Below are 26,123 nucleotides of genomic sequence, written 5' to 3' on the forward strand. Positions count from 1 at the left end.
AGAGGAAAAATACACTAAGGCCGAAAGAACCAGGCGTTCTGGGCCTTATGAGCTTAGGTGACTAGCCATAATGGAACAAGGAGCCATGACCGCATCCCGCATTCCATGAATAATTTTTTTATCTTTGGGACACACCGTCGCCAGGACACCACCCAACTGGGCCTGTCCCTCATTCACGAAATAATACGGAGATAAGCGGGCCCGTCCTTCCATACTGACGACATCACCAGAATGGCTGTCGTAATATTCAACCACAACCAGTCGCCCTTTGTGAAATATTTGAAGAATCGAAGGGCTCGTCTCAAATTGATCCAAAGCATGGGACACGACCTCTTTCCATTGGACTTGCGACATATCATGCCCGATCGAAACGCCCCGGCTCCCCCAAGCCTGGTCGGAAAATCCCGACACTTTGATGACATACTGACGTTCTTTTTGGGTAGCTTCTCCCAACCACTGCCAATCCGACACCGCACGATTTCCATGACGTAAGCCAGGAATCACCGCAGAAGGCGGAAGGGGTCTGGGATCCAAAATCCAGGTCTCGGGAATGATGGCACGAAGACAGTCATACGTGTCGGATTTCAATTCGTGCTCCCAAAATTTCTCCAACATCGGATGGTGGAACAACGCTAAGGCCAGCTTTTCCTCCATCCAAGGCTTATACGGCGGGGTGACCACAACCCGGCCTTTTTTGGCACTGTAGGCAATCAATTCCCCTTTGGGAATATTTTTCAAATCGAACAATTCGTAGAACCGGTAAACCACAGAAAGAGGCTGTTCCTGTCCCTCATGGTGAATCAAAAGACCCTCTTCCGTAAATCGAATATCACGGGGATGCCCGCAATAGGCCTCCCAACCTTCCTGCCTGAGTTGGGTCACCACCCATTGCATTTCGGCGCGATAGGCCTCAGCTTCATCCGAGACGACAATGGCCACCCGAGGAGGCTGCCCGTGCAATGCCCCTCGTAGCAGATGGGAAAACCCTTGAACCAAGCCGTCGGCCTGCGGCCACACAGGAAAGCCCTGCTGGGCATACATCCGACTCAGGCTGCCGGTTAAGCCAATCCCTCCAGGGACGGAATCAAGTTCCGTCAGGGCCATGCCGGCGTTTGTGGGAATAATATCGGGACGAATGACACCTGGAAGGTGATTTTTGAATCGATTCATCCGTGCAAGGGCCAGAAGATCCTCCGGTTTTCCGATATCCAAATATTCATGAACCCACCCAGGTTGCAGACCTTTCAGGCTTTCAAAATACAACCGGTTTAAAGCCTGGTAGAACACTAATAGATGCTGGCCTAATGCTTCAAAAAATTTGGCCTCCTCGGTTGAAAGCGAAAAGGGTCCACATGCCACTCGCCAATGATCATCCTGCCCATTCACAAATAATCCGTCCTTGATCAGCCTGTCCCGAAATAGAGGGTAGGGGCTGTCAGATGTCGACGGAGTCAATGGCAGAATGGGGCCGGACTGTTCTACGTGGGAAGAAATAACCGATCCTGGGTTAATCGTGGAAGACGGGTGAAACGGACCAAGCACCCTGACGCCCTTCACTCGTCGATCACAAGAGGTTGGACCTGCACGAAATACTTCAATTCGGGCTTAACATGAAAAGAAAAGCTTGGACCTTGATGACGGCTCTTTTGCTAGAATAAGGAAGATCGTAGCACGCTCTCTTGAAACCAGACAAGGCACGCACCAGAATGAAATGGCGGGCCGAGTCGCCATGAAAGTTATACGCTTATGCCGCAGGCCATCCCCGTCATTCCTGGCCCACAGGTCGTTCCCTCCGCCGTCTGTTTTCGATGCGACGTGTGCTGTCGTTTTCCTGAACAAGACAGTATCCTCAGACCGTACTTTACGGAAGATGAAATTCGACAGGCCGTCACACACGGCATCTCTCCCTCTTCCTTTCCTGATCATCAGGGTAGTCAGATTGAAGTTGTCCGACATCCCAAGGAGGAAGGATTTCTCTGTCCGGCATTTGATTCCGTCACACAACACTGTCGCATTTATGAGGTTCGTCCTCTGGATTGCCAATTGTATCCTTTCGCGCTTATGTGGAATGCCCAACACGAGAAGGTCGTGCTTGGTTGGGATACGTTGTGCCCGTTTCTTCTCGAGCAAGCCGGGGAAGAAAACCCTCTCAGGGGAACTGGCCAAAAACCTTCAGCACTGACCCTTCCAAAGGCATTCATGGAACAGGCCCAAAGAATTGCGAACTATCTGGAATCTGATCACGTTCTAGATTCTCTCGCCGTTCATCCTCGATTGGTGACTCCGTTTCAACCGGACGTCGTCGTGTTGCACACACTCGACCGCCTGACCGCGACTCTCCGATCCTCCAATACACACGACACGCGGTGACGGCCACGGCCTCGCTCTTTTCCCAAAGATCCTTCATCCCGTATAACTATCTTTCATGCCCATTCATCTCAGTCCATTGACCATCAAGGATCAGGCTCGTCTCAGCCAGGCCCTTGCCTCCACAGGTATCGGGGGGAAAACCCCCTTGAGCACCTGGTCATTTCCACCGCATTATATCTGGAAAGACCTGTTCACCTTTTCCTGGACGGACATTGACGGCTGGCTGTGCCTCTTCGCGGAATATTCCGATGGGATATTTATGCCTCTTCCCCCCGTTGGGCCTTATTCACCCATCGGACCCTCTTCCAGCAGCCCTCTCAAAGACGTGCTGAGTCAAGTGACCGCGTATATGGAGATCCGGAATCGTGGATCCAGCGTTACGCGAATTGAAAACATTCCCGCTGATTTAAAAGAAGAAATCCAACAATGGGGATACACCCTGCTACCAAAGGACTCCGATTACCTCTATCGCACTGCCGATCTCATCCAACTGAAAGGAAATCCCTACAAATCCCAACGCGCCGCGTGCAATCGCTTTATTCGCAGGCACCGCATCCGGATTGCCCCCTACCAGATCATCGATCGTGATGAGTGCTTCGCCCTTTTTCACCGTTGGATCCATCAAAAGGAAGATATTCCTATTTCCCGACTAGGACCCAACGAGGATGTGGCTCGCCTGATGCTTCGTGATGCCGCCAATGCCCATCGAGTGACACTGCAGGAGTATCGTGAACTCGGTCTCACCGGGCGAATCGTCCGGGTGGATGGAGCTGTTAAAGCGTATACGTTCGGATTCCCACGCTCCCCGGAGGTGTTTTGCGTCTTGCTGGAGGTGGCAGATCGATCAGTCTACGGTTTAGCCCAATATCTTTTCCGTGAATTCTGTCGCGAGTTTCAGGCCTATCCATTGGTGAATACCATGGATGATTCAGGGCTACCGAGTTTAGCAAGGACAAAACTGGCCTATCATCCCTGTCAATTAGTGCCTAACTACATTGCCCAGCCCTCATGAGTGATCTGGATCTCCCCCAGGAGAGGGGTGAATACGTCCGCCGGCGGCATGGTCGTCCCTTGGCCATGCTCACGTATCCACCTGTACGCTCCGCTTGCCAACAAGCGGTTACGTCTACCGGACGTCGCAGGCAAAACTGCGGTCTTCCCTCCGGCATGGTTCAGGGCGGGACTGAATGGACGCTTTGAACTCTCCTTTCTTGCTCTCGTTCGCTCCGTCATAAAATGTTCATGAGAGGAACTGGTGAAAATTTTGAATTATTCAACAGTCTCCCATGAAAATGCATCGATCGCCCATGCAGGTTGTCCTCCCTGAAATAACACCCGTATAATGCTCTCCTAGCCGTCCATGTGTTTCGCTGTTTCATTCCTAAATATGGATTAAATGTTATGAAGGGTCTTGAATTCGGTATTGAACAATTCCGGGTTACCGAGGAGCCGTTCTATCAAGAAGTGAACGGGGAAATCGATCTGTTCACCGTCGGTGCCAAAAACAAAATACCAGTGATGTTGAAAGGCCCTACTGGATGCGGGAAAACCCGGTTTGTCCAGCATATGGCTCATCGACTCAATCGGCCGCTGATTACCGTTGCGTGTCATGAAGATCTGACCGCCTCCGATTTGATCGGACGCTACCTGTTGAAGGGGGAAGAAACCGTATGGGTGGATGGCCCGCTCACCTTGGGAGTCAAGCATGGCGCCCTTGTCTATCTGGATGAAGTGGTCGAAGCCCGAAAAGATACCACTGTGCTGATCCATCCCTTGAGTGATGACCGACGGTTTTTACCCATCGAGAAAAAAGGGCAGATGATTCAGGCCGTGGATGATTTTTTGCTGGTGATCTCTTATAACCCCGGGTATCAAAGTGTCTTAAAAGAATTAAAGCAAAGCACCAAGCAGCGTTTCATGGCCATTGAGTTTGGTTATCCTCCCAAAGATATCGAGACCAGGATCGTGGAGCATGAAGCAAAGATTTCCAGGGACATGGCCATCCGGTTAGTCAAATTGGGTGAAAAGGTACGAAATCTCCGGAACCATGGCCTGGAAGAAGGTGTCAGTACCCGACTGTTGATTTACGCAGGGACCTTGATGCAACAAGGCGTGGCCCCCGACCGGGCCTGCGATGCCGCCATTACCCGCCCGATCACCGACGATACCGATATGCAACGCAGCATTCAGGAACTCGTCAAGGCAATTTTTTAAACCGAACTGCCCGACCCGCGACACTCCCCGACTGCGGACAGGCCGTGATGCTCAGAAAAAATATGTAGACGGCGTGTTCCAGGTTCTGGAGGTTTAAAAAAGACTCTTCTCTAAGACCGCCCGATTGGATCTCTTTTTAACAAGAATCCAGGAACTTCCTACCACCCTCCAAGCCATCCCCAACTAAATTCGCGAATACCCTGGGGTCCGCTATTTGTTGATTTGAGAATACATGTCCCTTCTATTTCCTGACCTGACTTGATTCGACAGGGTCCCCTAAGGTGCTACCGGGGTACGCGGGAAAATGGCCTTAACGCTCTTCATTCTGGGCTACGGTCAACCGATACGGTCAATGGATTACCGACACCAATCATCCTCATGTAACCTCAACAAAACCAGAGATCACGGTATGAAGCCTAAAATGACCAACCACCCCATGTATATCCTGCTTCGAGACGGGAAAATTTATGAATTCAATGCCCGGTTCAAGACCGGGGAGAAACCTGATCTGAGTAATTGCGATTTCCGGAATGTGGATCTGCGCGGCATTGAAGTGGCAGGGATGGATTTCCGGGGAAGTTATTTCCGGCAGGCCGATCTTCGAGGAATAGATCTTTCCCAATGCAATTTGGAAGGGGCCAGCATTCACGGCACCAAGATATCCGGCACGCTTTTTCCCAAAGAACTCAGTGCTCAGGAAATTCTTCTTTCGAACCAGCAGGGCACGCGTATGCGCTACGGCGTATAAAAGCTCGTCCTTATTCAGATCCGCCTTTCACAAAGCATCATTTCTTCTTCGACAGCATCCCACAAACGAAAAAGGCCTTCAGGGCTCTCTTTCCTCGCGCAGGCTCATTCGTTGACACCTTTCGCTCCTCAACTTACACTGCTTTTTGCCAAGAATCGGGAAGGGAAGCCTCATGAATCAACCCCAGAACATTATTGCTATCGTCTATGACTTCGACCATACGTTGAGCCCGCATTACATGCAGGATCACACGATTCTGCGGCACGCCGAACTTGACCCATCCACATTTTGGAAAAGCTGCACCGCTCTGATCGAAGCCCGGGATTACGATCAGGAGTTGGCCTATATGAAACGGATGCTGGAAGAACCCTGCATACGGACGCTTTCCAATCAGGACCTCCGTGACATGGGCAATCAATTGTCCTTTTTCCCGGGTGTTCCCTCATTTTTTGAAGAACTCAATGGGATTTTAAAAAAACCCAAATACGAGGAAGTTCCCATCCGATTGGAACACTATGTAGTCAGTTCCGGACTCAAGGCTATTTTGGAAGGAAGCGTGGTCGCCAGCCAGGTCCGCGCCATTTTCGGCTGTGAATTCGACGAGGAGGACGGACACATCAGTTTCCCCAAACGCACCATTAGCCACACACAGAAAACCCAATTCCTGTTTCGGGTCAACAAAGGATTGACGGATTTAAAAGAGGATGTGAACGACCATATGCCCGAAGAAAGTCGCCGGGTGCCGTTTCGACAAATGATCTATGTAGGCGATGGACCGACAGACGTCCCCTGCTTTACCGTCATGAAGAAAAATGGCGGGTTCGCCTTGGCGGTCTATAATCCGGAAGATCAGACCCGTCGGTCATTTGAAAAATGTTATCAACTGACCTTCCACGCAGACCGGGTCCATTTCATGGCTCCCGCGGATTATCGGCCTGGTAGCCATCTCCGTCTCATTCTGGAAAAGCACATTGCCGAGGTTGCCGATAGAATTGTCGATAGTCGCCGTCAAGGGGTTGAAGGTTCCCGGGTGCCTGCTCCTCTGCCGTAATTGTTCTTCGGGCTTTCCCATTATTCTTTTTCTCCGGTCATTTTTCTTGCCTGATTGCGCAACACTTGTGGGTCCAGTATTGTAAAATGATATAGATATAAATGAATTAGATGGAGAAGGCCTTCCCACCAGGAGGTGGACCATGCACGTTATAGAAAGTTTTTTTATGAAATTGTTTCGTAAGTCTGTCGGCGGTTCCTACTTCTTTCGCACTGCGACGGCCCTTGTTTTTGTTGGCCTGTTCAGCAGCATCAGTTGGGCAGACGACCCGTTTGGCAGCTCAACCCTGGCACCCAACAAAAACGACATGCTCAAAAACATGGCGTTTGACCAGGTCAACTGGAAACGCCCGCAGGGAGTCTTTACGTGGATTACCATGGCCACGGGATACGACACACCTTGGGATTCCCTTGGACGGCCAGGATGGATGACTACGGGGGATGCGTATGTTGAGCCCGTTAACCCAGGCGTTTCAGAATTTCCCTTAGACACGCAGCAGTTTTACATCGTCTTCGAAGCACAACCCTTAGACGCCCCTGGCCAATTCGCAGCTGCATGGTTTCGAATGAAGGATGGGCAAGTGACGTCGAATACCCCCGTCGGAAAAGACGTGATCGAACTGGAAATGAATCAGCGATCCGGATACTTTCTAATTTCAAAGCCGGAAGAAGGATGGAAACCGGGGAAATATCAGATCAAAATATTTTATGGTTCTCCAGGCCAGGCGCTGCATGCCGTCAACGTTATCGGCACCATGGAATTTACGATCAAAGGGTAAACTCTAGATCCTCAGAATGTTTCCACGTAATCCGTGGGTATTCATTTGATAGGAAATATCTCTTTCCTCCGTTTGTAACAGCCTCGTTTCCACACATACCCGCCCATGAAGATGGGGGATCTAGCCGAATCCTCCTGTAGGCCTGTCGGTTTCGCACTCCACAAATTTACAGAAGGGGAGTGTTGAATAATAAGGATGTTCAAGGGCAAATTTGCGCCGGATTAGATTACTCATCAAAGGCTACGGGTCGGTTCAAGCCCGTCCAGTCCTGTCCTGAGGCCTCTCGAAGGAAAGGCCGCAGCCGTTTTTACGCGCGGAGCGTACGCGTAGTACGTGAGCACGGGAAAATGGCGAGAACGCCGCTGGCGGCTTTTTTCAACAGACCCAGAAGAATCAACGGGAGGGATTGGGTGCGGGAGCAGGAGAAAGCGGTTGAGAATCGGATGGGCGACGGGAACGAAGAATTTCTTCCAGCGTGAGCAGGGCATCACGCCCGGAATTGGTTTCAAATCCTTTCGATAGACTTGTATCCGCATAAGTGTGCCCCTGTTGCTGCGTGGCGCTCTGGCTCAAGCTGCCTGACCAGGGGCGGGGGTCCTGCGACCCATGCTTCCGACCCCAGGCCGCCAGACAAGCCTTGGCGATAATCTTATTAAGCGGCGCCGGATTGTACAACATTTTTTTGATATTCCAGGGCGTCAAACTGAGGGGGTTGTAGCCCTTCGATAAATACCCCTCCGACAATAATCGTTGCTCCAAATCCGTATTGGGCTGAATGCCTAAGAAAAACATCAAGGGAAACACCCGGTCTTCTCCCAATATCGAGGCCACTATTTTGTACGACTCGATACTTTGGAGGAGCGTCTCTTCTGTTTCGTCGGGGGAATTCAAGGAATAATTGAGAATAACCCGCCCGTTGAATCCCGCTTCCTTTAGATACCGGCATCCGTCATACAAATGTTCAAGCTTGAAGCCCATATGCATGCTGTTCAAAACTTTTTGCGAGCCCGCCGTGATCGCGACCTCTAAATCTCCCACTCCGGATTGCACCATCAGCTTGGCCAACGTTGGATTAATCAGGGAGGTCCGGACGTATCCCGACCATTCAATATGCAATTGTTGAGAGATGATCCGTTCCAGGATTTCCGTACATTGGGGATACGCATCCTTGCCGGTGATGAACTGCGCGTCGGTAAACCAAAACCGTCTGGCTCCCCATTGATGGTAATACTGAGCAATGTCCTTCACCACATTTTCCGCCGGGCGATAGCGCACCCGTTTGCCTTCAATATACGGATAGAGACAAAAGGCGCAATCATACGGGCAACCGCGTTTGCTCTGCACGCCGATACATTCACCGATATACTCACCGTATTGTGGAAAGATTGACGTGAGGTAAGGAATATCCACGGAGAGCGCATCTAACAGGGCCGGCGTATTTTTGGTGCCCTTGGTGACCTTTCCCCGTTCTTTAATGATGAACCGTTCTTCACCCAGAGGCTCGCCGTTCAGGACTTTGAGAATGGCGTCCTCTCCTTCTCCCAGAATACCAATGATGCCTTCGGGCAATTTTTCAATAAGCTGATCCGCAAAGGCCGTGAATGCTCCGCCGCCGATCATCATTCCGATTGAGGGAAATTCTTTCTGAATCAGCCAGGGATACGAAAGGTTATTCCGGATATCCGTGTAATAACGGTACAGGTTCTGCAGGCCTTGGAAGGAGGCCACCACCCGCTTTAGCGGATTACTGGCGTAATAAAAATTAAACGCATGTTCGAGCGAGGCATCGCCTTCATGCGGGGAAAAAATTTGGATATCCCGCCATGAGAAACACACCAATTCCGGCTGAAAAGCCTTGGTGACTTCCCGTAATTGTGCTTGACGCTGATCCGGAGGAAATAAGGAGAGATCCAAAATCTGCTGACGCACATCCGGCCGGCGCCGGTGAATGAAGTCAGCCAGGTAGGTAATCCCGGTGGGATAGACCTTTTTACAGGGAAGAAAGACGTAGAGGACGGAGTTCATCGAGCTATTTCACCGCCACATGAATGGCGACAATTCCACCGGTCAGATTGTGATAGTCCACGGATTGAAACCCAGCTTCCTTCAGTAATTGGGCGAGCCGGTTTTGGTCCGGGAAATTGCGTATTGACGCCGGTAAATATTCATACACCCCCGTACCATCGCGAGCCACCTTGGTGCCAATCCAGGGGAGCAGATGAAAGGAGTACCAGTCGTAAAGCTTGCGCAGGCCGGCTGAAACCGGACGGGAAAATTCCAAGCACACAAAGCGACCCCCCGGTTGCAATACCCGGCAGATTTCCGAGAGAGCTTGGGGAAGATTGCCGACATTGCGAATACAAAATCCGGCCGTCACCGTATCAAATGTGGCGGGCGGAAAGGTGAGATGCTCGGCATTCATCTGCAAACAGGTAATACGGTTGGCCAAGCTCTGGGAGCGGACTTTATCCTGGCCCACACGCAACATGGCTAAATTCAAATCCGCTGCGATAATTTTGCTCGTAGAGCGGAGATGTTGATCCACTAAGATAGCTAGGTCGCAGGTTCCCGCACCCAAATCTAAAGCTCGTGTCCCAGGGGTGTCAGGAATGTAGGAAATCGCCTTGCGTTTCCAGGAATGGTGCAGACCAAAACTCAGGAGAGAATTATTCAGGTCATAAAATTTGGCAATGGCCGTGAACATTCGCTGGACGGCCTGCTCCCGAGCCGGACCGGTCCATGTGGACGCCGCTTTGCCGGGGATGTCGATTTTATTCATGACAGGAACCACCCCAAGGACCTAGCACCCGATCTTAAGTTTTGTCAAGAATTAAACCCTTCAGAAAACTGGAGTGAACAATCAAAGCCTGCGAACACACTGCAGGGAAAAACCGGAGAGGGAATTAAATAAACAGGGTGGTTTCCGCACCGGAGCAGGCAGAAATAATTGCAGGCAAGCCCATTACTTCATCGACCCCTTGGGTGACCGCTTTGGCATCGACTCCCATATACTCAAGTCCCGCGCTACAGGCAATTAATTTGAACTGGCCGACCTGACGAGCTTCCTCAAACATGTCCGAAATGAGCGGAACTTTGCGTTCACGGATCAACCGGGCCACTTCGGGGGCCTGGGCGGCATATTCCGGAGGAAAATCCAATTCATTTAACCGGCCTTCCGCCAACTTTTTGATGGTCCAGAACAACAGCACCACCATCACGTCTTTCCCCATCGCGGAAGCCGTTAATCCCAGGGTGGCCACTTGATGGAGCTTATCGTAGGTCGCATTATGCGCATAAATGACGAATCGTGGCTTACCCCCCATGGCGCGTCGTTTCTCCACTCATCACTGGAAGTGTTGAAAAATACCGCCAGCGGCGTTCTCGCCCCTTGGCCGTGCTCACATACTCCTCCGTACGCTCCGCTCGTCCAAGCAGCTGCGGCCTTGCCGGACGAGCCTTTTTGAACACTCCTTCATTGTCCTCAGGGAAATCTCTGTCACTCATTCGCCTATGAAAAGGCAGAAAATTAAAATAATCAACAGCCCTCACGGTGACCACCCCGGCTTGCGGATGTGGCTCAGCAGCCCCTAACTCACAACCAACGTTTGTGACTACCATAGTATTACCGTCTTGTGGGACGAATTAAGGGCTGTGGTTTGCGTCGAGTGAGTGTCCAACCCTCTTCTTCGTATAACAAGCAGCATTTCATCCGACCACAGACCCCGATCCGATGGCTATCCATGCCATTCATGGGTGCGTCAGCCCGACCGCGAGGATAGACGGGCTTGAAATCGGTTAAAAAGCTGGAGCAACAGAGCACCAATCCGCAGGTATCGACGCCACTCAGTCGAGCGGCTTCCTCCCGGCTTGAAATCTGGCGCATCTCAATCCGACATCCAAACCGCCGGGCCAGATCTTTGACCAGTTGGCGAAAATCAATCCGATCATCGGCCGTATAGGTGAAGGTGAGTGATCGCTGGGCAAATGAACCAAACACTTCCACTAACGTCATGCCGAGCCCCAATTCGGTAATCCGTTCCTGACAAAACTCCTCACCCTCCTGGGCCAAACGTAGCTGGCGCGCAATCTGGCGCTCATCTTCTTCAGTGGCTTTTCGAATAATCTGCCGCATCACCCGCATCGGCGGGGTAAACGGGAGGAATTGAGGAGGGAGGTAGACTTTGCCAAAGGTATGGTCGTTGTCTAAATCCAACAAGACCCAATCACCGACCTTCACGGTATGATCATCGGTCCGGGTTTTTTTCACCTCTCCCAGATCCCGTACTTTGACACCGACCACCGCAACTTCTTCTATATATTCTCTTTGGTCTTCAGATTCCTGCATTATGAATCGTTGCCTCCCTTTGCTACCAAGGAATACTGTAGGCGTGAGGGTCAATCATACCGGACTTACCGGAAGAGGCCAAGCAGGGATTCTGGTGGCTCAAACTTGAGTACACTAACCCGTTCCCGACTCACGCCGGCTAACGATGTTTTCGCAGAAAGGGAGGAGGGGCATGATCCAACTGGTACAAACCGATCGGTGTCAGTTGATCCGCCAGATGAGACACCAGGGTTTCCCCGTTGGGTCCGGCTCCAAACACATCAAACGCCTGGCCGAAATGATAGCGACAGCCAAACGGTTCTACTTCCTGCCTAAGACTTTCAGGAGGATCCCAATTCGCGGTGAGCAGGGCTGTCCGGGCCGGGTTACGCCCACTGAACATAAATGATAAATGATCGGGATACCAATCCGCACCCCCTGTCGCATAGGAGACAAAGAGTTTGGCTAGAGCCGTTCGACACAACTCGGCTAAATAGGCATTGGTCAAAAAGCCGTTCTCTCCCACCTCCAACCAGGTTCCCGGCGGAGAGAGACAGGCATATGCCGCATAACTCCGGACTTCTTTGAGTTGTTGTTGCGAGGCAAAGACCAAGGGAATCGGACCGTACTTGGACACGAGGTTGGCCATGACCTTGTCCTGCAAAGCCGAGCGCCCATCATTGGTCGGCCCGCTATCGGCATGCACCAGCGTGTTCCGCCCCCGGTCCGCCACCAAATAACAGTTTCGCGGAAGTTCCACATCACATGGATCTTCACCGAAAAACGGCACGGATACGACCTGGGCGTCCCCTATACGCCAACTTTCTCCATGAGCCAGCTCTCTGACCTGCGAAAAACCTAACTCTCTCAGAAGGGACAGATAATCATAATGCAGCGCTTTCCGGTTGCGTCGACTCGGCACAAAGATCGGCACATCTTTAGGCAAATGGTACAAAGTGCGAGGATCGACATGGTCGTCATGGTCATGGGTGAGAAAAATTCCAGCCGGGCGCGGAAGGAGGTTGGCCCATAGAGACGGCACAGGCGACTCCGCGAACCATGGCATGAGCCAGGGATCAAACCATAAAAAATTATCCTGGTGTCGATACATCAAAGCCGCATGTCCCAGATGCACCACATCTTGATCCCGCGTGACTTTACGCCAATGTGCCTCAAGGGAGGTGTTGGAAGCGATGGCCAGGCAATCATGGTCTTTCAATAAGGTAAAGAGCTGCGCCAATTGCCGTTCGAGATCCCGCCCGCCGGCCTGCGCCACCGTTTGAATCTCACCCATCGTATGCCGGCCAGTGAGAAAACCAAGGAAATGTCCCACATTCGGCCCGATTGGCCGCTCAAATCCGAAGGGGATCGCTTGCCGCGTGACAGAGTTAAAAATCCGCAACCCTCCATACGTCATCTTGGCCGAGGCGGTGGGATTTTTGGGATAGTCCCAGTGAAAGGTCCCATCGGATTTCCGTCCGCACTGAATATGTCGTTGTAGGGGAGGACGAGATTGCACCACTTCCGCATAGGCATCCTCCAAACGACGGGATAATTGAGGGTCATCCACGGAAGCACGTTTGGCCATGATGTCGCTGATGGCGGTCTCGATACCGCTCATCATGATCTCATGCACCTGATGAAGACTCCTGACGACCTCCGGGTCCACCCCGCCCAAAAACGGGAAAGGTCCGGGCGGTTCGGTACTCTCCAACTGAACCCAGACCCAGGGGTTCAGTCCAACATGCTGCGTGGGATCAATGGTCGTCCAAGGATTCATGGCAAGATGAGAGGGAGAGAGCACTGTCTCGTATGCTGCGAAAGGAAGGACCCACGAGGGTTCGACCCTGCTCTATTGCAATTGGATTGAGGGTTCAAACAACACCTGAATCGTATTCTGATCCGGATCTGAGAGATAAAACGAATAACTGCCGTCGCGATGTTGCTTCAGGGGTTTCACAATCGTGAGGCCCTGTGTTGCGGCTTCCGAAAATAGCGCGTCCACACTTGCCGGAGAATCCATTAAAAACCCCAAATGATCCAACGGATGAACCTGGGAGAGGTTAAATTGACTCAACTCTTCAGAAGTCACTTGATGCAGTGCGAGATTATCATAGCCCGTACTGAGGTAGACATTCCCGGGATCAGGCTGCCACACAACTTTCATATCAAAAAGTCGTTCATAAAACCGCTGGGATACCTGAACATCCCGAACCCGTAAGGCCAAATGTCGAAGCCCGAGGGTTTTTCGTTTTTCCTGCATCTCAATTCCGTCAATGGATGAAGAGTGGGACCCCATCGCCCACGAATATTTTCGGAGAAAGGCATCATACCCAGGACCCCGGGATGGAGCAAGTTGCCAAACGAACGTCAAGAAATCCTAAGGTCTGTTGAAAATCGCACCATTATCTGTATTTCTTTAGGATCCCACCTGTCGACCCAACGGTTCACGATGAAAACAGGAGGAATAGTCAACAGCTCCTTCTGGCGACACCCTAGGCAACCCTGTGGAGTCTAAGTGTGGCCTCATGGCTCAACTTTCCCTCCGAAAACTTTGACCTATCATTCATGATCAACCGGAATTATGGTATTTTAGTAATCGAATCATTAAAAAATTGTGGGATTGCCAGAAAAAATTGGAGGGAAAAATGGTAGGAAGGATGTGGAATCAAGGGGTAGGGTGTGTTGGGATATGGGCGGGCCTACTACTCATCGCTGCAGTTTCCAGCACGGTTAGCGCTTCTGAGCCTCCTCAGGAAATTATGGGAAAAGACGGCGCTCCTATGGTCTTGATTCCTGAGGGAGCCTTTCCCATGGGTGTGCCCAAGGCGGCCCGGGATGGGGGGCTTGACGAACGGCCGAATCATGAGGTGTTTGTGAGTAGTTTTTATATGGATAAGTACGAACTCACCAATGGGCGGTATCTTCAATTCGTGACTGAAACCGGTCACCGGACTCCCCAACATCCCACGGATCCCAAGAAAGGACTGTGGAAAGGAAATATGATGCCCGAGTCGGTCACCGACCTTCCAGTCATCAACGTAGACTGGAAGGATGCCGAAGCCTACTGCCACTGGGCCGGGAAACGCCTTCCCACCGAAGCCGAATGGGAAAAAGCCGCAAAAGGACCCAACGACTGGCGATTTCCCTGGGGTGATGTCGAACCCACGATGGAACATTTGAATTTCAATCAATCCTGGCGCGGAGAAGCCACGTTGACCCAGGTGGGTATTTATGAAAAAGGCAAAAGCCCCTATGGCATCTACGATGTGGCGGGTAATGTCTGGGAATGGGTGGCCGACTGGTACGAAGCAGACTATTATTCCAAAAGTCCTGCCCGGAATCCCCCAGGACCCATAACCGGCCAATTTAAAGTATTGAGGAGTTCAGGCTGGCAAGGGGAAACCCCACAGGTACGAATTTTTACGAGGATCAAAAGTCTTCCAACGGACCGCAATAATTCCACTGGATTTCGATGCGCCCAGAATGTGCCTGCTCCATCGGGCCAATAAATTTTTCACTCCTCTGTAAGGTACCACCATGAGCGGTGAACAACTCAATGTGGGCTTTCAAGGTCTCCGGGTGGGGGCTCTTGAAAGCCGGATGGCCACGGAAATGGAACGGCTGATTGTCCGGCACGGAGGCGTGCCCATTGTCGCCCCGTCAATGAGGGAACTCCCACTATCGGACAATCCTCAGGCCCTGGAATGTGGCGATGCCTTGATGGCAGGTCAGATCGACCTATTGGTCCTACTCACCGGGGTAGGATTTCGGACTCTGCTGGATGTTGTACAAACCCGGCATACTCGTGAGGCGATCATTGCCGCCTTGCGAAACACGGTGCTCGTCGTGCGGGGTCCCAAGCCAGCCCTGGTATTAAAGGAGCTTGGACTTCAGCCGAACATTCTGGTCCCTGAACCCAATACATGGAAAGATACGCTCGTCGCTCTTGATGCATCCTACCCGGATGGGCTCCAGGGCTTACGGATCGCCGTGCAGGAATACGGGGTCAGTAACCCGAAATTTCTAGAAGGTCTGAGGGAACGGGGAGCAAAAGTTCGACCGGTACCGGTCTATCGATGGACTTTACCTGAGGATCTGGCACCCCTGAAACATCTGCTTCAGGAAGTCATGGATGGGGTCATCCCGGTTTTGTTGATCACCAACGCCATTCAAGTGGAAAATCTCGTTAAGGCGTTGGAAAAGGACGAGAAGATTAACCTTTTTAGAAAAGCGCTTCATCGCATGATGGTCGCCTCTATTGGCCATCTGGCAAGCGAACGGTTACGCCACTATGGCTTCCCCGTCGACCTCGAACCTTCCCACCCCAAAATGGGAATTTTGGTCAAAGAGGCCTCCCAGGCCGTTCACACCATCCTGACCTCAAAGAACGCTCCGCCCATGAGGGATAAACCCTCCCTCTGATCCCCGGCAAACAGATCAGACCCTCACTCTTATAACTGTTATAGAAATTCCCATTAACTTCCGAATGTTTCGAAGAGAAAAACACCATAATTCCAAGCAAATCTACCAACTGGAATTTTTAGAATTTATGATATGCCGTGTTTCGGCCCGGCAGCCGAGGTCCTTTTGTTTCGGCAAAAGGACCCAAAACCAGTGACGCCCCGTCCGGTCTCATCAGATGGGACCGACGCGAGCCTTAGGAGGGCGGCCTAACTCGCTGTGCTCAAACAAAGCCCGCCGGTTCATGAGAGCGTCCGACCCAATGATCGGACGGCAGTCGTCAGTCAACTGCGACAGGCACATACACACAGAAGACTATTGGATATTAATTATAAACACTATCATTCATGAAGCCGGTTCAGATGGATTGGGCGGATTTGGTACCGAGGCGCGAGGGTTTGGTCTCATGCAAAGACCCGCAGATTCCAATGGTTATGACAAAAACGAAGGGTTGGTTAGATACAGGTATTACGCGGTCAGTTCCTGATAGAGAGCCCAACCCTCAGGCCACTCACCAAGCTCACTTTCCGAGTTAATGTGCCCTGCTGGCCCAATATTCACGAAACGGCTTCCCCACCCCGACGCACAAGCACGGGCAAACACAGACTCCCGTAGGGATCGTTGGAACTGGCCACCACGATGCTGGGAAATTCAAACCAACCTAGAGGTACCGGAGAAAATCCGATGGCCTCGGAGGGGAAACCGCCATCATCCGGATTGGGTGGCGCCACCAGCAAGGCCCCTTTGATCTTGAGACTCGTACGCGCCGCCCAATGCGCCACGCAGAGACACCCCAAACTGTGCGCAACAAGAAGGGGACTCTCACGGATTTTCGCTACCGCCTGTTCAAGCCCATTCACCCACTCCTCACAGACGGGGTGATTCCAATCCCGTTGCTGCACACGAATAAATTCAGGGTTTGCGGACTCCCACAACGTTTGCCAATGGGCATGATCAGAATTGCCGATTCCCGGAAGAATGAGAGTGGGGGCGTTCACAAAATGGATCTTTCAGGGGGTTTTCATGCGAGCTAAGCAGATTTCTTGGGGAGAGGGAGGAGCCCACAGCATTCTCCTACGAAGATAACAGTAAAAAATTAATTTTCACCATTCAGGCATTGGGAGGACAAGTGAGAACCGAACATCCCAGCGTATTTCATCTGCTTGAATGGTCGTGTCATGGGTAGTTGCCTTTTGAGGGATTACTTTCTCACGGTTTAACGAACATCATCTCTTTAAATGGCTTAGGGTGACCTCGGATGTTCTGAAAATGAGATGAGTGGAGGTAAAAGTCCCCCTCGAAGTGTGGGTAAAAAAACCTCACTTGTGAAGGCACCAAGATCAGGCCATTGATATTAGAAAAATTGTTAGGACGAAATAAGCCATTTGGCTGACGAAATAGCTCTGGATCTCTTCCCCGATGACACCTTATCCCCTCATCACCATAGAGCGTAGCAGGCATTGTCTTATCTGCAAAAGAGAAGTGAACCGATTGCATGACGAGGAGATTCGCCTGCGTGGGGGATACGGGTCGGACCATGGTCTTTCTAGACTTCGTGAGGAGCCGTTTGACGCTTTTACGAAAGGCGTCTGTATCTATTGGTGCCATTAATCCATTCTCTGTTCCCATCAAATAAGTTACACCCGGGGAAATGCCGGGTTCTTTGTTACGCTTTTCGAAAAAGGAAAACCGTACGAGCGTCGTACCATTCTGTTCCCAAGAATACTGTGGCTCTTCCAAAAGAGTATCTAAGTTCATCACAGGAGAAAATTGGTTAATAGATCGCTTCAGAAATGCAAAGAACGGGCTCAAATCCTGCCGCGTAAACTGGTCAGAAACCCAGAAATTGATAAACCACGGCTTCGCAAGGACTGAAAGGTGCTTTTGACATTCCCGTTTGAAGAGGAGTTTTGTTAGTTCATGCGTGACATTGTGAAGACGTTTCACTTGCAGATCGAAACTAACGCCATGGATAAAAAAACGAAAATCTGGTGGATTCTGTGACCCTGGCGGCTCGTATTGCAAAGCCTGCACATCTTGGTTACGGCGGAGCATCTGAAAAATCCAGATTTCAAACAGAAAGTCGCATGCTCTCTCAGGATCGGGCTGAGTACAAAATTTTTGTACAAGCCTGTCGAAACCTAATGATTCGAGATCATTAAGGATATTGTTGAGGGTCTCGATTCGATCAGGGTCTTCGACATACCATGGATCGGTTCGCAGATTATATAGTATATTAGGTCGAAAATCTTTCATGCATTCTCCCTAATGACAAACTGCACTGTCTCAGCATATCCATAACTTACACTGCTCTTTTACCACCAAAATAATCGTCTCTACCACACAAAAGTAATGAGACATTTTGTCTGATGTCGGTAGGCGTCATATTCAAGGAATCATTCCATCAAGAGGCCCTCTTCGTACCCGAGTTTGACCGAAAAGGTCATCACTAATCCTGCCCACAACAGGATACGGTAGGGGAGAGGGCTCCCCAGCATCCATGCCCACCAACAAGACGCTGGTATACATGTGATGCCTGATCCAGCGGTAAGGGCCGAGGACAATGAGTTTCCCCTGGTCAGGGACTTCCGGAAACACCTTTATCTGACACAGTCCCCTGAACGGCAACCCCCAGAGGCCTACCACTCCGCCACCCGCAAGTATGGCTCGAAAGTTACAGCCTGGAGGCAACAGCGGTCCGGTGAAGGCAAGCATCCCAATTTGCACAAATTGGATTCCGACCAGCGTGAGGGAAAGAGGAGAGGGAAATACATTTTTATTTTCTTGATTCATAAAGGGACCGTTGAATAATTGCGCTATTTCAGTTGCTGTTCCCCATGTTGGAACTAGAAAGCGATACACAAAAACATGGGGGAGTGTTCAAAAAGGCTCGTCCAGCAAGACCGCAGGTTCTTGGACGAGCGGAGCGTACGGAGGAGTGTGAGTACGGCCAAGGGGCGAGAACGCCGCTGGTGGCATTTTTCAACACTCCCATAAACAGCTTGAATGGTCCTCCGAAGCGTTTCGCCCTACCCCTTTAAGAATACCCATCAATCTTCCGAGGATTTTGAAGGAAGGGGTACAATGAATCTGACGACTCACAAATTGGCTTCGACGTATACGGCGTCTCTCACCGCGACAGTGGCCCAGACGATGATGCAATGGCACTCGACATTTCTCAAACCCATTCTCCCAGCCGTCTTTTTTTTCGCCGGTGTGACCTATGACACCCTCACGTTAACACGCATCGATCGATTGCTGGATAATCTGATTATCCTTCTCTACATTACGCTCCTGGGCACTCTCATCATTCTCATCGGACGGTTTCAATTAGGACTGATCCCCTCAACACCGGACAAACCCGGCTGGAATGTCTTGAGCCTGATGCATCAGGCCCGTCCGCATTTTGGCAAGGCCATGCAATTTTTATTAGGGGGGCTGTTCAGTGCCTATGCCATCCTCTATTCCCAAAGTGCATCATGGTCCACGTCCGCCATCTTTTTGGGAATCATTGTCGGGTTGCTCATCGCCAATGAATTTCTTTCCAAACGGTATTCCAGTCTCAAAATGCTGGTGGGCCTCTTTGCAATCGTCACCTTAAGCTTTATGACCTTTTTCCTCCCTGTCCTGACGGGCTGGATGAATGCGGCGGTCTTTTTAACCGGTGCTCTCATCACCATAGCCGTCGTATGGAAAACAGTCCGTCTCACCCTCCGCGGCATTCCCAACCTTCCTAACAGGGCTTCCTTGGGCATTTGTTTCCCGGCTTTTGCCCTGGTGGGTCTGTGCACCACGTTATATTTTTTAAATTGGATTCCTCCCATTCCCCTCTCCCTCAAATCCGGAGGCATCTATCATCACATCGAAAAACAACAGAATGAATACCTCCTCACCTATGAAGATGGTCCTTGGTACGCTGTGTGGAAACGGTCCGATGACCGTGTCGGAACGGACACACCCGTCTATAGCTTTTCATCCGTGTTTGCTCCGATCACGTTGCACACCACCATCTATCACCACTGGGAATGGCGACCACTCACCAAGTCGGCTGAATTCATCACCACGGATCGCATTCCCATTTCCATCACCGGAGGAAGAGAATATGGCTATCGCATGTACACCATGAAACAACGGCTCCAGCCTGGTGAATGGCGGGTGAATGTGGAGACGGAAGACGGGCGACTCATCGGACGCATGGCGTTCTCAGCCGAAGCACATTATTCGCCGTCCCATGAATTGACGACCATTACACAGTGAATAATTTTCCTTCTTTCCTCGAGCATGTGTATGTGTTTGCGTTTCGTCACACCGACATAATTTCTGACAGACGTATTGCGTCGGATTCATCACGACAAAAAAAATTAAAAAATTCCTGGAATTAATTGCTTAGACGTTGTAGTATAGATTCAATATCATCATGCACAACTATCGAAACACTTCTTGCTTAGATCATTCCCTCTTCAATTTCGCTTCCGAACATCGCTTGGCATTACAGAACGATAGCGCCGATAAATTTTTCGCGTGACGTCCTACACTAATAACGGGCTCAAGGGTTCCTATTCACAGACTCACTGCTATCGTAGGAGTGAGCTATCACTGCGGCTTCGACGTCGCATCTTATTTGAAAGGGGGTGAGTGTTTTGGCCACAAAGAAGAAAGCTCCAGCCAAGAAGAAAGCTCCAGCCAAGAAAAAGGCTCCAGCCAAGAAAAAAGCTGCCACGAAGAAACGGTAATTTTCCCAGTGTGCGGACCTTACGCCGGATGGGGCATGCTCCATCCGGCGTTTTGGTAGGGTCAATCTGTTCTTCCGTCAATCAGAACAGAATCCTCTAACCGAGTCTTTTGTTGCTCTCCCTCATCTCTACTCTTTCCATCATTTTTCCATTTCACGTTTTTGCGGACCATCGCTCACCTCTCAAGGGACGAGGAGAGCTCTTGACTCCACGAACTCCACCTGGAATGATCCTGATCTCCACAGGTATTGATTGAACACAACACAGATGTTCTGATTTTTAGGTTCTTAGAAGGGAATGTGATATGTCGCAACACACCGGTAAAGCAGTCGGATTGATGGCTCTGTATGTATTCGTGGGTATCGGGATAGTACTCTTTTCAAATGGCTCCGGCTTTGCCTCGGGCGAAGAGCTGAACACACCCCACTCCCCCAAAAAATCTTCTGAATCCTCATCGCCTCCAACCCATCAATCCCCACAAACAGACGCCGCAAAAATGTCGTTAGACAAGAAGGGTCAGGAAGAATTGGAGGCGTTACGGAAAAAGCCGGATGAATTTCGTACGTTGATGACCGGAGTACAGATTTTTCTCGGTCGCTTTGGATATGGAGTCGGACCCTATACAGGAACTCTCGACCAAACTACTAAACAGGCCTTGAAAGCCTATCAGAAAAATTCAGGTCTCTCTCAGACCGGGGACCTCGACTTTCCCACACTGAAACATCTCACCGAAGATGATCGCCTTTTAAATCGTGTTGTCCCATTCCTTCCCCCACAGACCTTTCACGATCAGGAATGGGGACAATGGGTGGAAGTCCAGGGTTCCTGGATGCTCAAGGAGGGCAACACCGACGAGGTCCTGCAAACCTCGCGCATCACCTGTATGAAAGAATTTAAACGGTGTATCGACTCAACCGCATCCCTGGTCAATGCGAATGTGCCCCAACTCAAAGTGCATACCCATGTTTATGATATACAGGAATGGGATGACGCCAACATCGTGTCGGCACCCTATGATGGGGAAGCCTGTGCCGTGAGTATTTTACGGATCTCACGGAATCCCCCACTTGTCACCCGTTTTCTTTCTTTGCAAAACAAACCAGGACAGTGCGCCAAGGTGCAAGCCGAAGACCGACAATACGTCCTGGAAGATGGTCCCAAAATCTACCAGATTCTCCGGATGCAGAAGGCCGAGGCCATTCAACAAATCCTGCAAGTCACAAAGTAACCCGCTGTAATCCCTGGTCAATCGTGATACTCACAGGAATAGGACATGGGATGTTGAGGGAATCTGAGGGCCAGATAGACCCGATTTCCCGTGTCCTCAGAAGTCACCCTCATGAAGGACCTCCTCACCGGATCGGAGAAATGCCCTGGTTAGCCTTTGCCCCTAAATGCCCAGGAAAAGTACAGACCAGCCACGGCAATCGTGAAGAGTTGAATGTTTTGGAGAATAGGGCTGCGTTGGGCCCCCTCCGTGGGGGGAGAGGTAATAAAGTGAAATCCTAAAAATTCCGGCGGCTGCCCGGGTGACGTTTGCCAAGGAGGGAATAAGACCGCCAGGATGAGAAGGCCCACCATGATATAGAGGATACGAAGGTTGAGTGGCTCCTGCTTAGAATCCTCCGCTGGTTTTCGATCCACCCGATTCCCACATTTTGGACAGAACCGCCCTTGGCGAGGGAGATCGTAGCCACAAGAAGGACACGGCTTGGTTTCACTCACACAACACCTGATTTCTGTTAAGATGATATATGTTTCATGATTGTTGGATTTCTCTATCTTGCCCAATTTCCATCGATTCGTCCAGGCTGGTCCCGCAAAACGATTTGACTCATTTCCCACGTCATTTTTATAATTTCCCAATAGATCACGATTCAATCCCAACATCGACCCTCATTCGTTCCCTCAGACTGGTGCACGTTTCTATCCCGATACATGGCTTTGCCCCATTGGCCCATGCACCAACTCCACCATCATTCATGAATCATCTTTGTCAGGAGACACCGTGACACCCTCTTCCTTTCGCGTCCTTTCTGTGATTGGCGCCGGAGCCTGGGGAACGGCTTTGGCTCACCTACTGGCCACCAAAGGATTCAGCATCCGCTTATGGGCACATGAACCTGAGGTCGCGGAGACCATCCAACGCACCAGAGAAAATTCCTGGTATCTTCCGGAGGTGGTCTTACCCAATTCTATCCAGGCCACGATCAGTCTTCCGGATTGCGTGCAGGGCACAGATGTCATCCTGCTCGCGGCACCATCACATGCCATGGCCAATATGGTGAAGCAACTCAACCTGTTATTAAATGAACCCCTTCCCATCATCATCGCCACCAAAGGCATTGAGGAAGGCACATTGCAATTAATGAGTCAGGTGGTCGAAAGTCACCTCCCCGCCGTCTGGCATCCGTTCATCACCATTCTTTCCGGGCCCAGCTTCGCATCAGAAGTGAGCCGATGGAAACCCACGACCATTTTACTCGCCGGGCGGGATTTCAATCTGGTCAATGGTCTGCAACAAGCCTTCATCACTCCACAGTTTCGCGTGTATGCCGGACGGGATATGATCGGTGCCCAACTGGGCGGTGCCTTGAAAAATGTCATGGCCATTGGAGCCGGTGTGGTGGATGGGCTGGATCTTGGATCCAACGCGAGAGCCGCCTTAATCACCAGAGGGCTGGCCGAAATGATCCGGTTGGGCCGGGCCATGGGCGCCGATGTCGCCACCTTTTATGGGCTATCAGGGTTGGGAGATCTGGTGCTCACCTGCACCGGGACATTGAGCCGGAATTACCAGGTCGGCATGCAGTTGGCCAAGGGAGCGAATATGACCACGTTACGCTCAACCAGCAGAACCGTGGCTGAAGGCGTCCCCACCAGCCGGGCTGCCATGGCGCTGGCTGAACGTTTTCACGTGGATATGCCCATTGTGCGCGGCGTGTTTCAAATGTTGTTTGAAGGACGCAATCCCCGGCATATTGTGACAGATCTGATGTCCCGATTAGCCAAAGGCGAAACCGATGGCCTTTTTTCCGCCAGCACCGCGACCTTTGGCCCCAGGGCTCATTCATGAACCACGACCGGTTAGCGGCCTTGCTGCAACGGGTTCAAGGCGGACACGTTTCTGTCCCCCAGGCCATTCGACAGCTCCGCACTCTCCCGTTTGAAGATCTCGGGTTTGCCTCAGTGGATCATCACCGGTCGCTTCGACAGGGTTTTCCTGAGGTGATCCTGTGCGAAGGAAAAACACCCGCACAAATTACGGCCATCGCTCGAAAATTGTTAAAGGCCGGCGGACCGTTTCTGGCGACACGGGTCTCGCCTGCTAATGCGCGCAGCCTCAAGCGATTGGCCCGCAAGGCGGTGTACCATGAAATGGCCAGAATGGTCTCGCTTTCCGATAACAAGCGAGACAAGCAGGGGTTGATTCTTGTTGTCACGGCCGGCACCTCCGACATCCCTGTGGCCGAAGAAGCCAAAGTCACCGCCGAAGTCATGGGAAGCCGGGTGCACACACTCTATGATGTTGGCGTCGCAGGCTTACATCGGCTCTTGGATCGCCAGGAAATCCTTCACCAGGCACGAGTCGTCGTCGTCGTCGCAGGAATGGATGGGGTATTGCCCAGTGTGGTGGGAGGGTTGGTTGATCGCCCGATTATCGCCGTGCCCACCAGCCAGGGCTACGGGGCGAATTTTGGCGGGCTCGCCCCTCTCTTAACGATGCTAAATGCCTGCTCATCGGGAATCGGCGTGGTAAATATCGATAACGGGTTTGGAGCAGGCTGTCTCGCCCACCGCATCAATATTAACGGACAAGTGGAAGCTCTTCCCCAGACGTAGGTAACTCAGGCATCGGCTCGCTCAAAGATTCCGGTGTTAGCGACTCTCCCATTTCAGGGATTGTCCTCTCGTCTTTCTTCTCCGGTTCTCCGATTTGAACATCGGCCTCGGAACCACCGACCTCCTCCGGCTGAAGAACACCCGCAGCATCCATGGGAGCCTCTTCCTCTGAAACTGCCTGATCGTCGGAAGACTTCAAGTCTTCCTCCGTGCTTGGACCACTCTCTTCAGAACTCTCTCCCTCACGGAGAATCTCAAGTTCTTCGGGAATATCCGGTTCCGGAGGAAGGGGAGGCAACACTTCACCCACATACGCCAACGCTTCGAGTGTCCCGTGAACCCGACGTGACACAATCTTGGTTCGAGGTCCATTCCCCTGATCTTCCATCAACTTGGCCTGGAGTTCATAAAAATACGAGCCATCAGCAACGAGTTGATGGTATTGATCTTTCCCATCCCAGACCAGCTCCACTGGAATGGTAGGATTCTTCCCTTTCGGCTTCAGTTCGTCCACCAACAGACGATGTGCGACAAAACTCATTGAGCGCCGCGTCGGTGAGGTGATCATGGCAGAGACTTCCAGCACATTGGCTCCACGCAACGATGACGGCAACTCCACGAGCAAGGTCAGTTTCAACGGACTTTTCCCAAGGATAAAGGGATCAGGAGAGACCACCACATCAGAAATTTTCACGGGGGAGGTCGCCGATCCTTTTTTTCGTTTGGCATCAACCTGTTGGGAAAAGGCTAAACTGACAATGAGACTGAAGGAAAAAATTTGCAGTGTTTTCAGAGAAATTTTTAATAAACGAGGCATCTGTTTCCTTATGTGTAAAAACGTGAATTCCTTCGATCAGTCAATGGTCGTTAAATCCCGAGGGATGACAGAATGGAGCAACCCTCGGGCAATCAGGTCATTCGGAGAACAACGAAGGATCTCTCAAAACTGTGAAACCTCCAACCAGGACACAGATCCTTAGGTGATCGTTATTGAGGGCATACTTCATATTGTGCCAAAGATTTCCTCTTCAGGCCAATGTAATTTTGTGGAAGTCGGTAGGAAAAATGCATCCAGGTCTTGAGCCTTGATTCTCGCCTACCTAATTCAGGATTCCTCGAAGTTAAAAAATTCCACTACCGTTTTTTTATAATAGAGATACCATGTAGCCAAGATTACCCAGACACTTAGATGAAAAACATTCCATAGAAGATCTTTTGTGCTGTTAAAGTTGTTAAAGAGATTTAGAGTTTTGGGATGATTAAAAGGGAAACCAACCATTCCGACTGAGAGAATCTGTATTAATGGAAAGCAGACCAAAAACGGGCGAACCCACTTCCTTTTCTGAAGAACTCCATAAGGTATAAGCAGCATCCAGCTTGCCCAAGCGAACACAACCAGCGGTTCTCCCCTTTTCCAAAAATTCTGCCAGGTGAGGTACTCATCATTTACCCTTATTTCTCCCATAGCAAGAGGGAGGATAAGAAAAAGAAGAAAAAATATTGGGAAACATATAAAACCATTCAAAGATACCCTCGTGATGAAACGAAGGAATAAGGGCATATTTTCTATTGTGTCACAGGAGATGTACAAATCTCTT

26 protein-coding genes are annotated in these 26,123 nt (G+C 50.9%); 12 read left to right on the forward strand and 14 right to left on the reverse strand.

What is annotated here, in order from left to right; all coding sequences use genetic code 11:
• Positions 1-45: 45 nt before the first annotated feature.
• A complete protein-coding gene (locus ACTRXD_RS08920) occupies positions 46-1,542 on the reverse strand; it encodes a hypothetical protein (protein WP_442431468.1) in 1,497 nt (498 codons plus the stop codon).
• Between the two features lie 204 nt (positions 1,543-1,746).
• On the opposite strand from ACTRXD_RS08920, the gene ACTRXD_RS08925 reads away from it, so the two are divergent.
• From ACTRXD_RS08925 to ACTRXD_RS08950, 6 genes are all read left to right on the forward strand, one after another.
• Positions 1,747-2,370, forward strand: a complete 624-nt coding sequence (locus ACTRXD_RS08925; RefSeq protein ID WP_442431469.1) for a YkgJ family cysteine cluster protein — start codon at positions 1,747-1,749, stop codon at positions 2,368-2,370.
• Between the two features lie 55 nt (positions 2,371-2,425).
• On the forward strand, positions 2,426-3,382 hold the full coding sequence (locus tag ACTRXD_RS08930) for a phosphatidylglycerol lysyltransferase domain-containing protein (RefSeq protein WP_442431470.1): 957 nt from the start codon (positions 2,426-2,428) through the stop codon (positions 3,380-3,382).
• 389 nt (positions 3,383-3,771) lie between these two features.
• A complete protein-coding gene (locus ACTRXD_RS08935) occupies positions 3,772-4,584 on the forward strand; it encodes a CbbQ/NirQ/NorQ/GpvN family protein (RefSeq protein ID WP_442431471.1) in 813 nt (270 codons plus the stop codon).
• 421 nt (positions 4,585-5,005) lie between these two features.
• Positions 5,006-5,332 carry a pentapeptide repeat-containing protein gene (locus ACTRXD_RS08940; protein ID WP_442431472.1) on the forward strand — a complete coding sequence of 109 codons (327 nt, stop codon included), beginning with the start codon at positions 5,006-5,008 and terminating at the stop codon, positions 5,330-5,332.
• 172 nt (positions 5,333-5,504) lie between these two features.
• Entirely contained in the window at positions 5,505-6,383 is an 879-nt protein-coding gene (locus tag ACTRXD_RS08945; RefSeq protein WP_442431473.1) for an HAD family hydrolase, read from the forward strand.
• Positions 6,384-6,525: 142 nt separating this feature from the next.
• Positions 6,526-7,161, forward strand: a complete 636-nt coding sequence (locus tag ACTRXD_RS08950) for a hypothetical protein (RefSeq protein WP_442431474.1) — start codon at positions 6,526-6,528, stop codon at positions 7,159-7,161.
• Between the two features lie 393 nt (positions 7,162-7,554).
• Here the strand turns inward: ACTRXD_RS08950 and ACTRXD_RS08955 are convergent, their stop codons facing one another.
• The 7 genes from ACTRXD_RS08955 to ACTRXD_RS08985 form a co-directional block, all read right to left on the reverse strand.
• Positions 7,555-9,186, reverse strand: a complete 1,632-nt coding sequence (locus ACTRXD_RS08955) for a B12-binding domain-containing radical SAM protein (protein ID WP_442431475.1) — start codon at positions 9,184-9,186, stop codon at positions 7,555-7,557.
• A gap of 4 nt (positions 9,187-9,190) precedes the next feature.
• The gene (gene ubiE, locus ACTRXD_RS08960; RefSeq protein WP_442431476.1) at positions 9,191-9,940 is read right to left on the reverse strand and encodes a bifunctional demethylmenaquinone methyltransferase/2-methoxy-6-polyprenyl-1,4-benzoquinol methylase UbiE; all 750 of its coding nucleotides are present in this window, start codon (positions 9,938-9,940) and stop codon (positions 9,191-9,193) included.
• 124 nt (positions 9,941-10,064) lie between these two features.
• Complete coding sequence (locus ACTRXD_RS08965; RefSeq protein ID WP_312743029.1) at positions 10,065-10,484, reverse strand: hypothetical protein; 420 nt, start codon at positions 10,482-10,484, stop codon at positions 10,065-10,067.
• Positions 10,474-10,779 carry a hypothetical protein gene (locus ACTRXD_RS08970; RefSeq protein WP_442431477.1) on the reverse strand — a complete coding sequence of 102 codons (306 nt, stop codon included), beginning with the start codon at positions 10,777-10,779 and terminating at the stop codon, positions 10,474-10,476. The genes ACTRXD_RS08965 and ACTRXD_RS08970 overlap by 11 nt, the downstream gene beginning before the upstream one ends.
• A 4-nt stretch (positions 10,780-10,783) precedes the next feature.
• A complete protein-coding gene (ricT, locus tag ACTRXD_RS08975) occupies positions 10,784-11,506 on the reverse strand; it encodes a regulatory iron-sulfur-containing complex subunit RicT (protein ID WP_442431478.1) in 723 nt (240 codons plus the stop codon).
• A gap of 139 nt (positions 11,507-11,645) precedes the next feature.
• Positions 11,646-13,289: an MBL fold metallo-hydrolase gene (locus tag ACTRXD_RS08980; RefSeq protein WP_442431479.1), complete on the reverse strand. Its 1,644-nt coding sequence runs from the start codon at positions 13,287-13,289 to the stop codon at positions 11,646-11,648.
• Positions 13,290-13,337: 48 nt separating this feature from the next.
• On the reverse strand, positions 13,338-13,748 hold the full coding sequence (locus ACTRXD_RS08985; RefSeq protein WP_442431480.1) for a VOC family protein: 411 nt from the start codon (positions 13,746-13,748) through the stop codon (positions 13,338-13,340).
• A 397-nt stretch (positions 13,749-14,145) separates the two neighbouring features.
• On the opposite strand from ACTRXD_RS08985, the gene ACTRXD_RS08990 reads away from it, so the two are divergent.
• Both ACTRXD_RS08990 and ACTRXD_RS08995 read left to right on the forward strand, forming a co-directional pair.
• A complete protein-coding gene (locus ACTRXD_RS08990) occupies positions 14,146-14,997 on the forward strand; it encodes a formylglycine-generating enzyme family protein (protein WP_442431481.1) in 852 nt (283 codons plus the stop codon).
• A 28-nt stretch (positions 14,998-15,025) separates the two neighbouring features.
• Positions 15,026-15,910, forward strand: coding sequence for a uroporphyrinogen-III synthase (locus tag ACTRXD_RS08995; RefSeq protein WP_442431482.1), 885 nt, complete (start codon positions 15,026-15,028; stop codon positions 15,908-15,910).
• Between the two features lie 507 nt (positions 15,911-16,417).
• On the opposite strand, the gene ACTRXD_RS09000 is transcribed toward ACTRXD_RS08995, so the two are convergent.
• The 4 genes from ACTRXD_RS09000 to ACTRXD_RS09015 form a co-directional block, all read right to left on the reverse strand.
• Complete coding sequence (locus tag ACTRXD_RS09000; protein WP_442431483.1) at positions 16,418-16,552, reverse strand: alpha/beta hydrolase; 135 nt, start codon at positions 16,550-16,552, stop codon at positions 16,418-16,420.
• On the reverse strand, positions 16,507-16,947 hold the full coding sequence (locus ACTRXD_RS09005; protein ID WP_442431484.1) for an RBBP9/YdeN family alpha/beta hydrolase: 441 nt from the start codon (positions 16,945-16,947) through the stop codon (positions 16,507-16,509). The genes ACTRXD_RS09000 and ACTRXD_RS09005 overlap by 46 nt, the downstream gene beginning before the upstream one ends.
• A gap of 211 nt (positions 16,948-17,158) precedes the next feature.
• A complete protein-coding gene (locus ACTRXD_RS09010; RefSeq protein ID WP_442431485.1) occupies positions 17,159-18,205 on the reverse strand; it encodes a hypothetical protein in 1,047 nt (348 codons plus the stop codon).
• 132 nt (positions 18,206-18,337) lie between these two features.
• A complete protein-coding gene (locus tag ACTRXD_RS09015) occupies positions 18,338-18,742 on the reverse strand; it encodes a hypothetical protein (protein WP_442431486.1) in 405 nt (134 codons plus the stop codon).
• Between the two features lie 291 nt (positions 18,743-19,033).
• Between ACTRXD_RS09015 and ACTRXD_RS09020 the strand changes: the two genes are divergently transcribed.
• Both ACTRXD_RS09020 and ACTRXD_RS09025 read left to right on the forward strand, forming a co-directional pair.
• Complete coding sequence (locus ACTRXD_RS09020; RefSeq protein ID WP_442431487.1) at positions 19,034-20,206, forward strand: DUF2914 domain-containing protein; 1,173 nt, start codon at positions 19,034-19,036, stop codon at positions 20,204-20,206.
• Positions 20,207-20,986: 780 nt separating this feature from the next.
• Positions 20,987-21,910: a peptidoglycan-binding domain-containing protein gene (locus tag ACTRXD_RS09025; RefSeq protein ID WP_442431488.1), complete on the forward strand. Its 924-nt coding sequence runs from the start codon at positions 20,987-20,989 to the stop codon at positions 21,908-21,910.
• A 149-nt stretch (positions 21,911-22,059) separates the two neighbouring features.
• On the opposite strand, the gene ACTRXD_RS09030 is transcribed toward ACTRXD_RS09025, so the two are convergent.
• The gene (locus ACTRXD_RS09030) at positions 22,060-22,326 is read right to left on the reverse strand and encodes a hypothetical protein (RefSeq protein ID WP_442431489.1); all 267 of its coding nucleotides are present in this window, start codon (positions 22,324-22,326) and stop codon (positions 22,060-22,062) included.
• A gap of 364 nt (positions 22,327-22,690) precedes the next feature.
• On the opposite strand from ACTRXD_RS09030, the gene ACTRXD_RS09035 reads away from it, so the two are divergent.
• Together ACTRXD_RS09035 and larB are read left to right on the forward strand one after the other, a co-directional pair.
• Complete coding sequence (locus ACTRXD_RS09035; RefSeq protein ID WP_442431490.1) at positions 22,691-23,758, forward strand: NAD(P)H-dependent glycerol-3-phosphate dehydrogenase; 1,068 nt, start codon at positions 22,691-22,693, stop codon at positions 23,756-23,758.
• Positions 23,755-24,525: a nickel pincer cofactor biosynthesis protein LarB gene (gene larB, locus ACTRXD_RS09040; protein WP_442431491.1), complete on the forward strand. Its 771-nt coding sequence runs from the start codon at positions 23,755-23,757 to the stop codon at positions 24,523-24,525. Before ACTRXD_RS09035 ends, larB begins: the two co-directional genes overlap by 4 nt.
• Here the strand turns inward: larB and ACTRXD_RS09045 are convergent.
• Complete coding sequence (locus ACTRXD_RS09045; protein ID WP_442431492.1) at positions 24,491-25,342, reverse strand: hypothetical protein; 852 nt, start codon at positions 25,340-25,342, stop codon at positions 24,491-24,493. The two genes, larB and ACTRXD_RS09045, sit on opposite strands and share 35 nt — an antisense overlap.
• Positions 25,343-26,123: the final 781 nt, after the last annotated feature.

The organism is Nitrospira sp. T9 (assembly GCF_052156535.1).
Lineage (GTDB): Bacteria > Nitrospirota > Nitrospiria > Nitrospirales > UBA8639 > Nitrospira_E.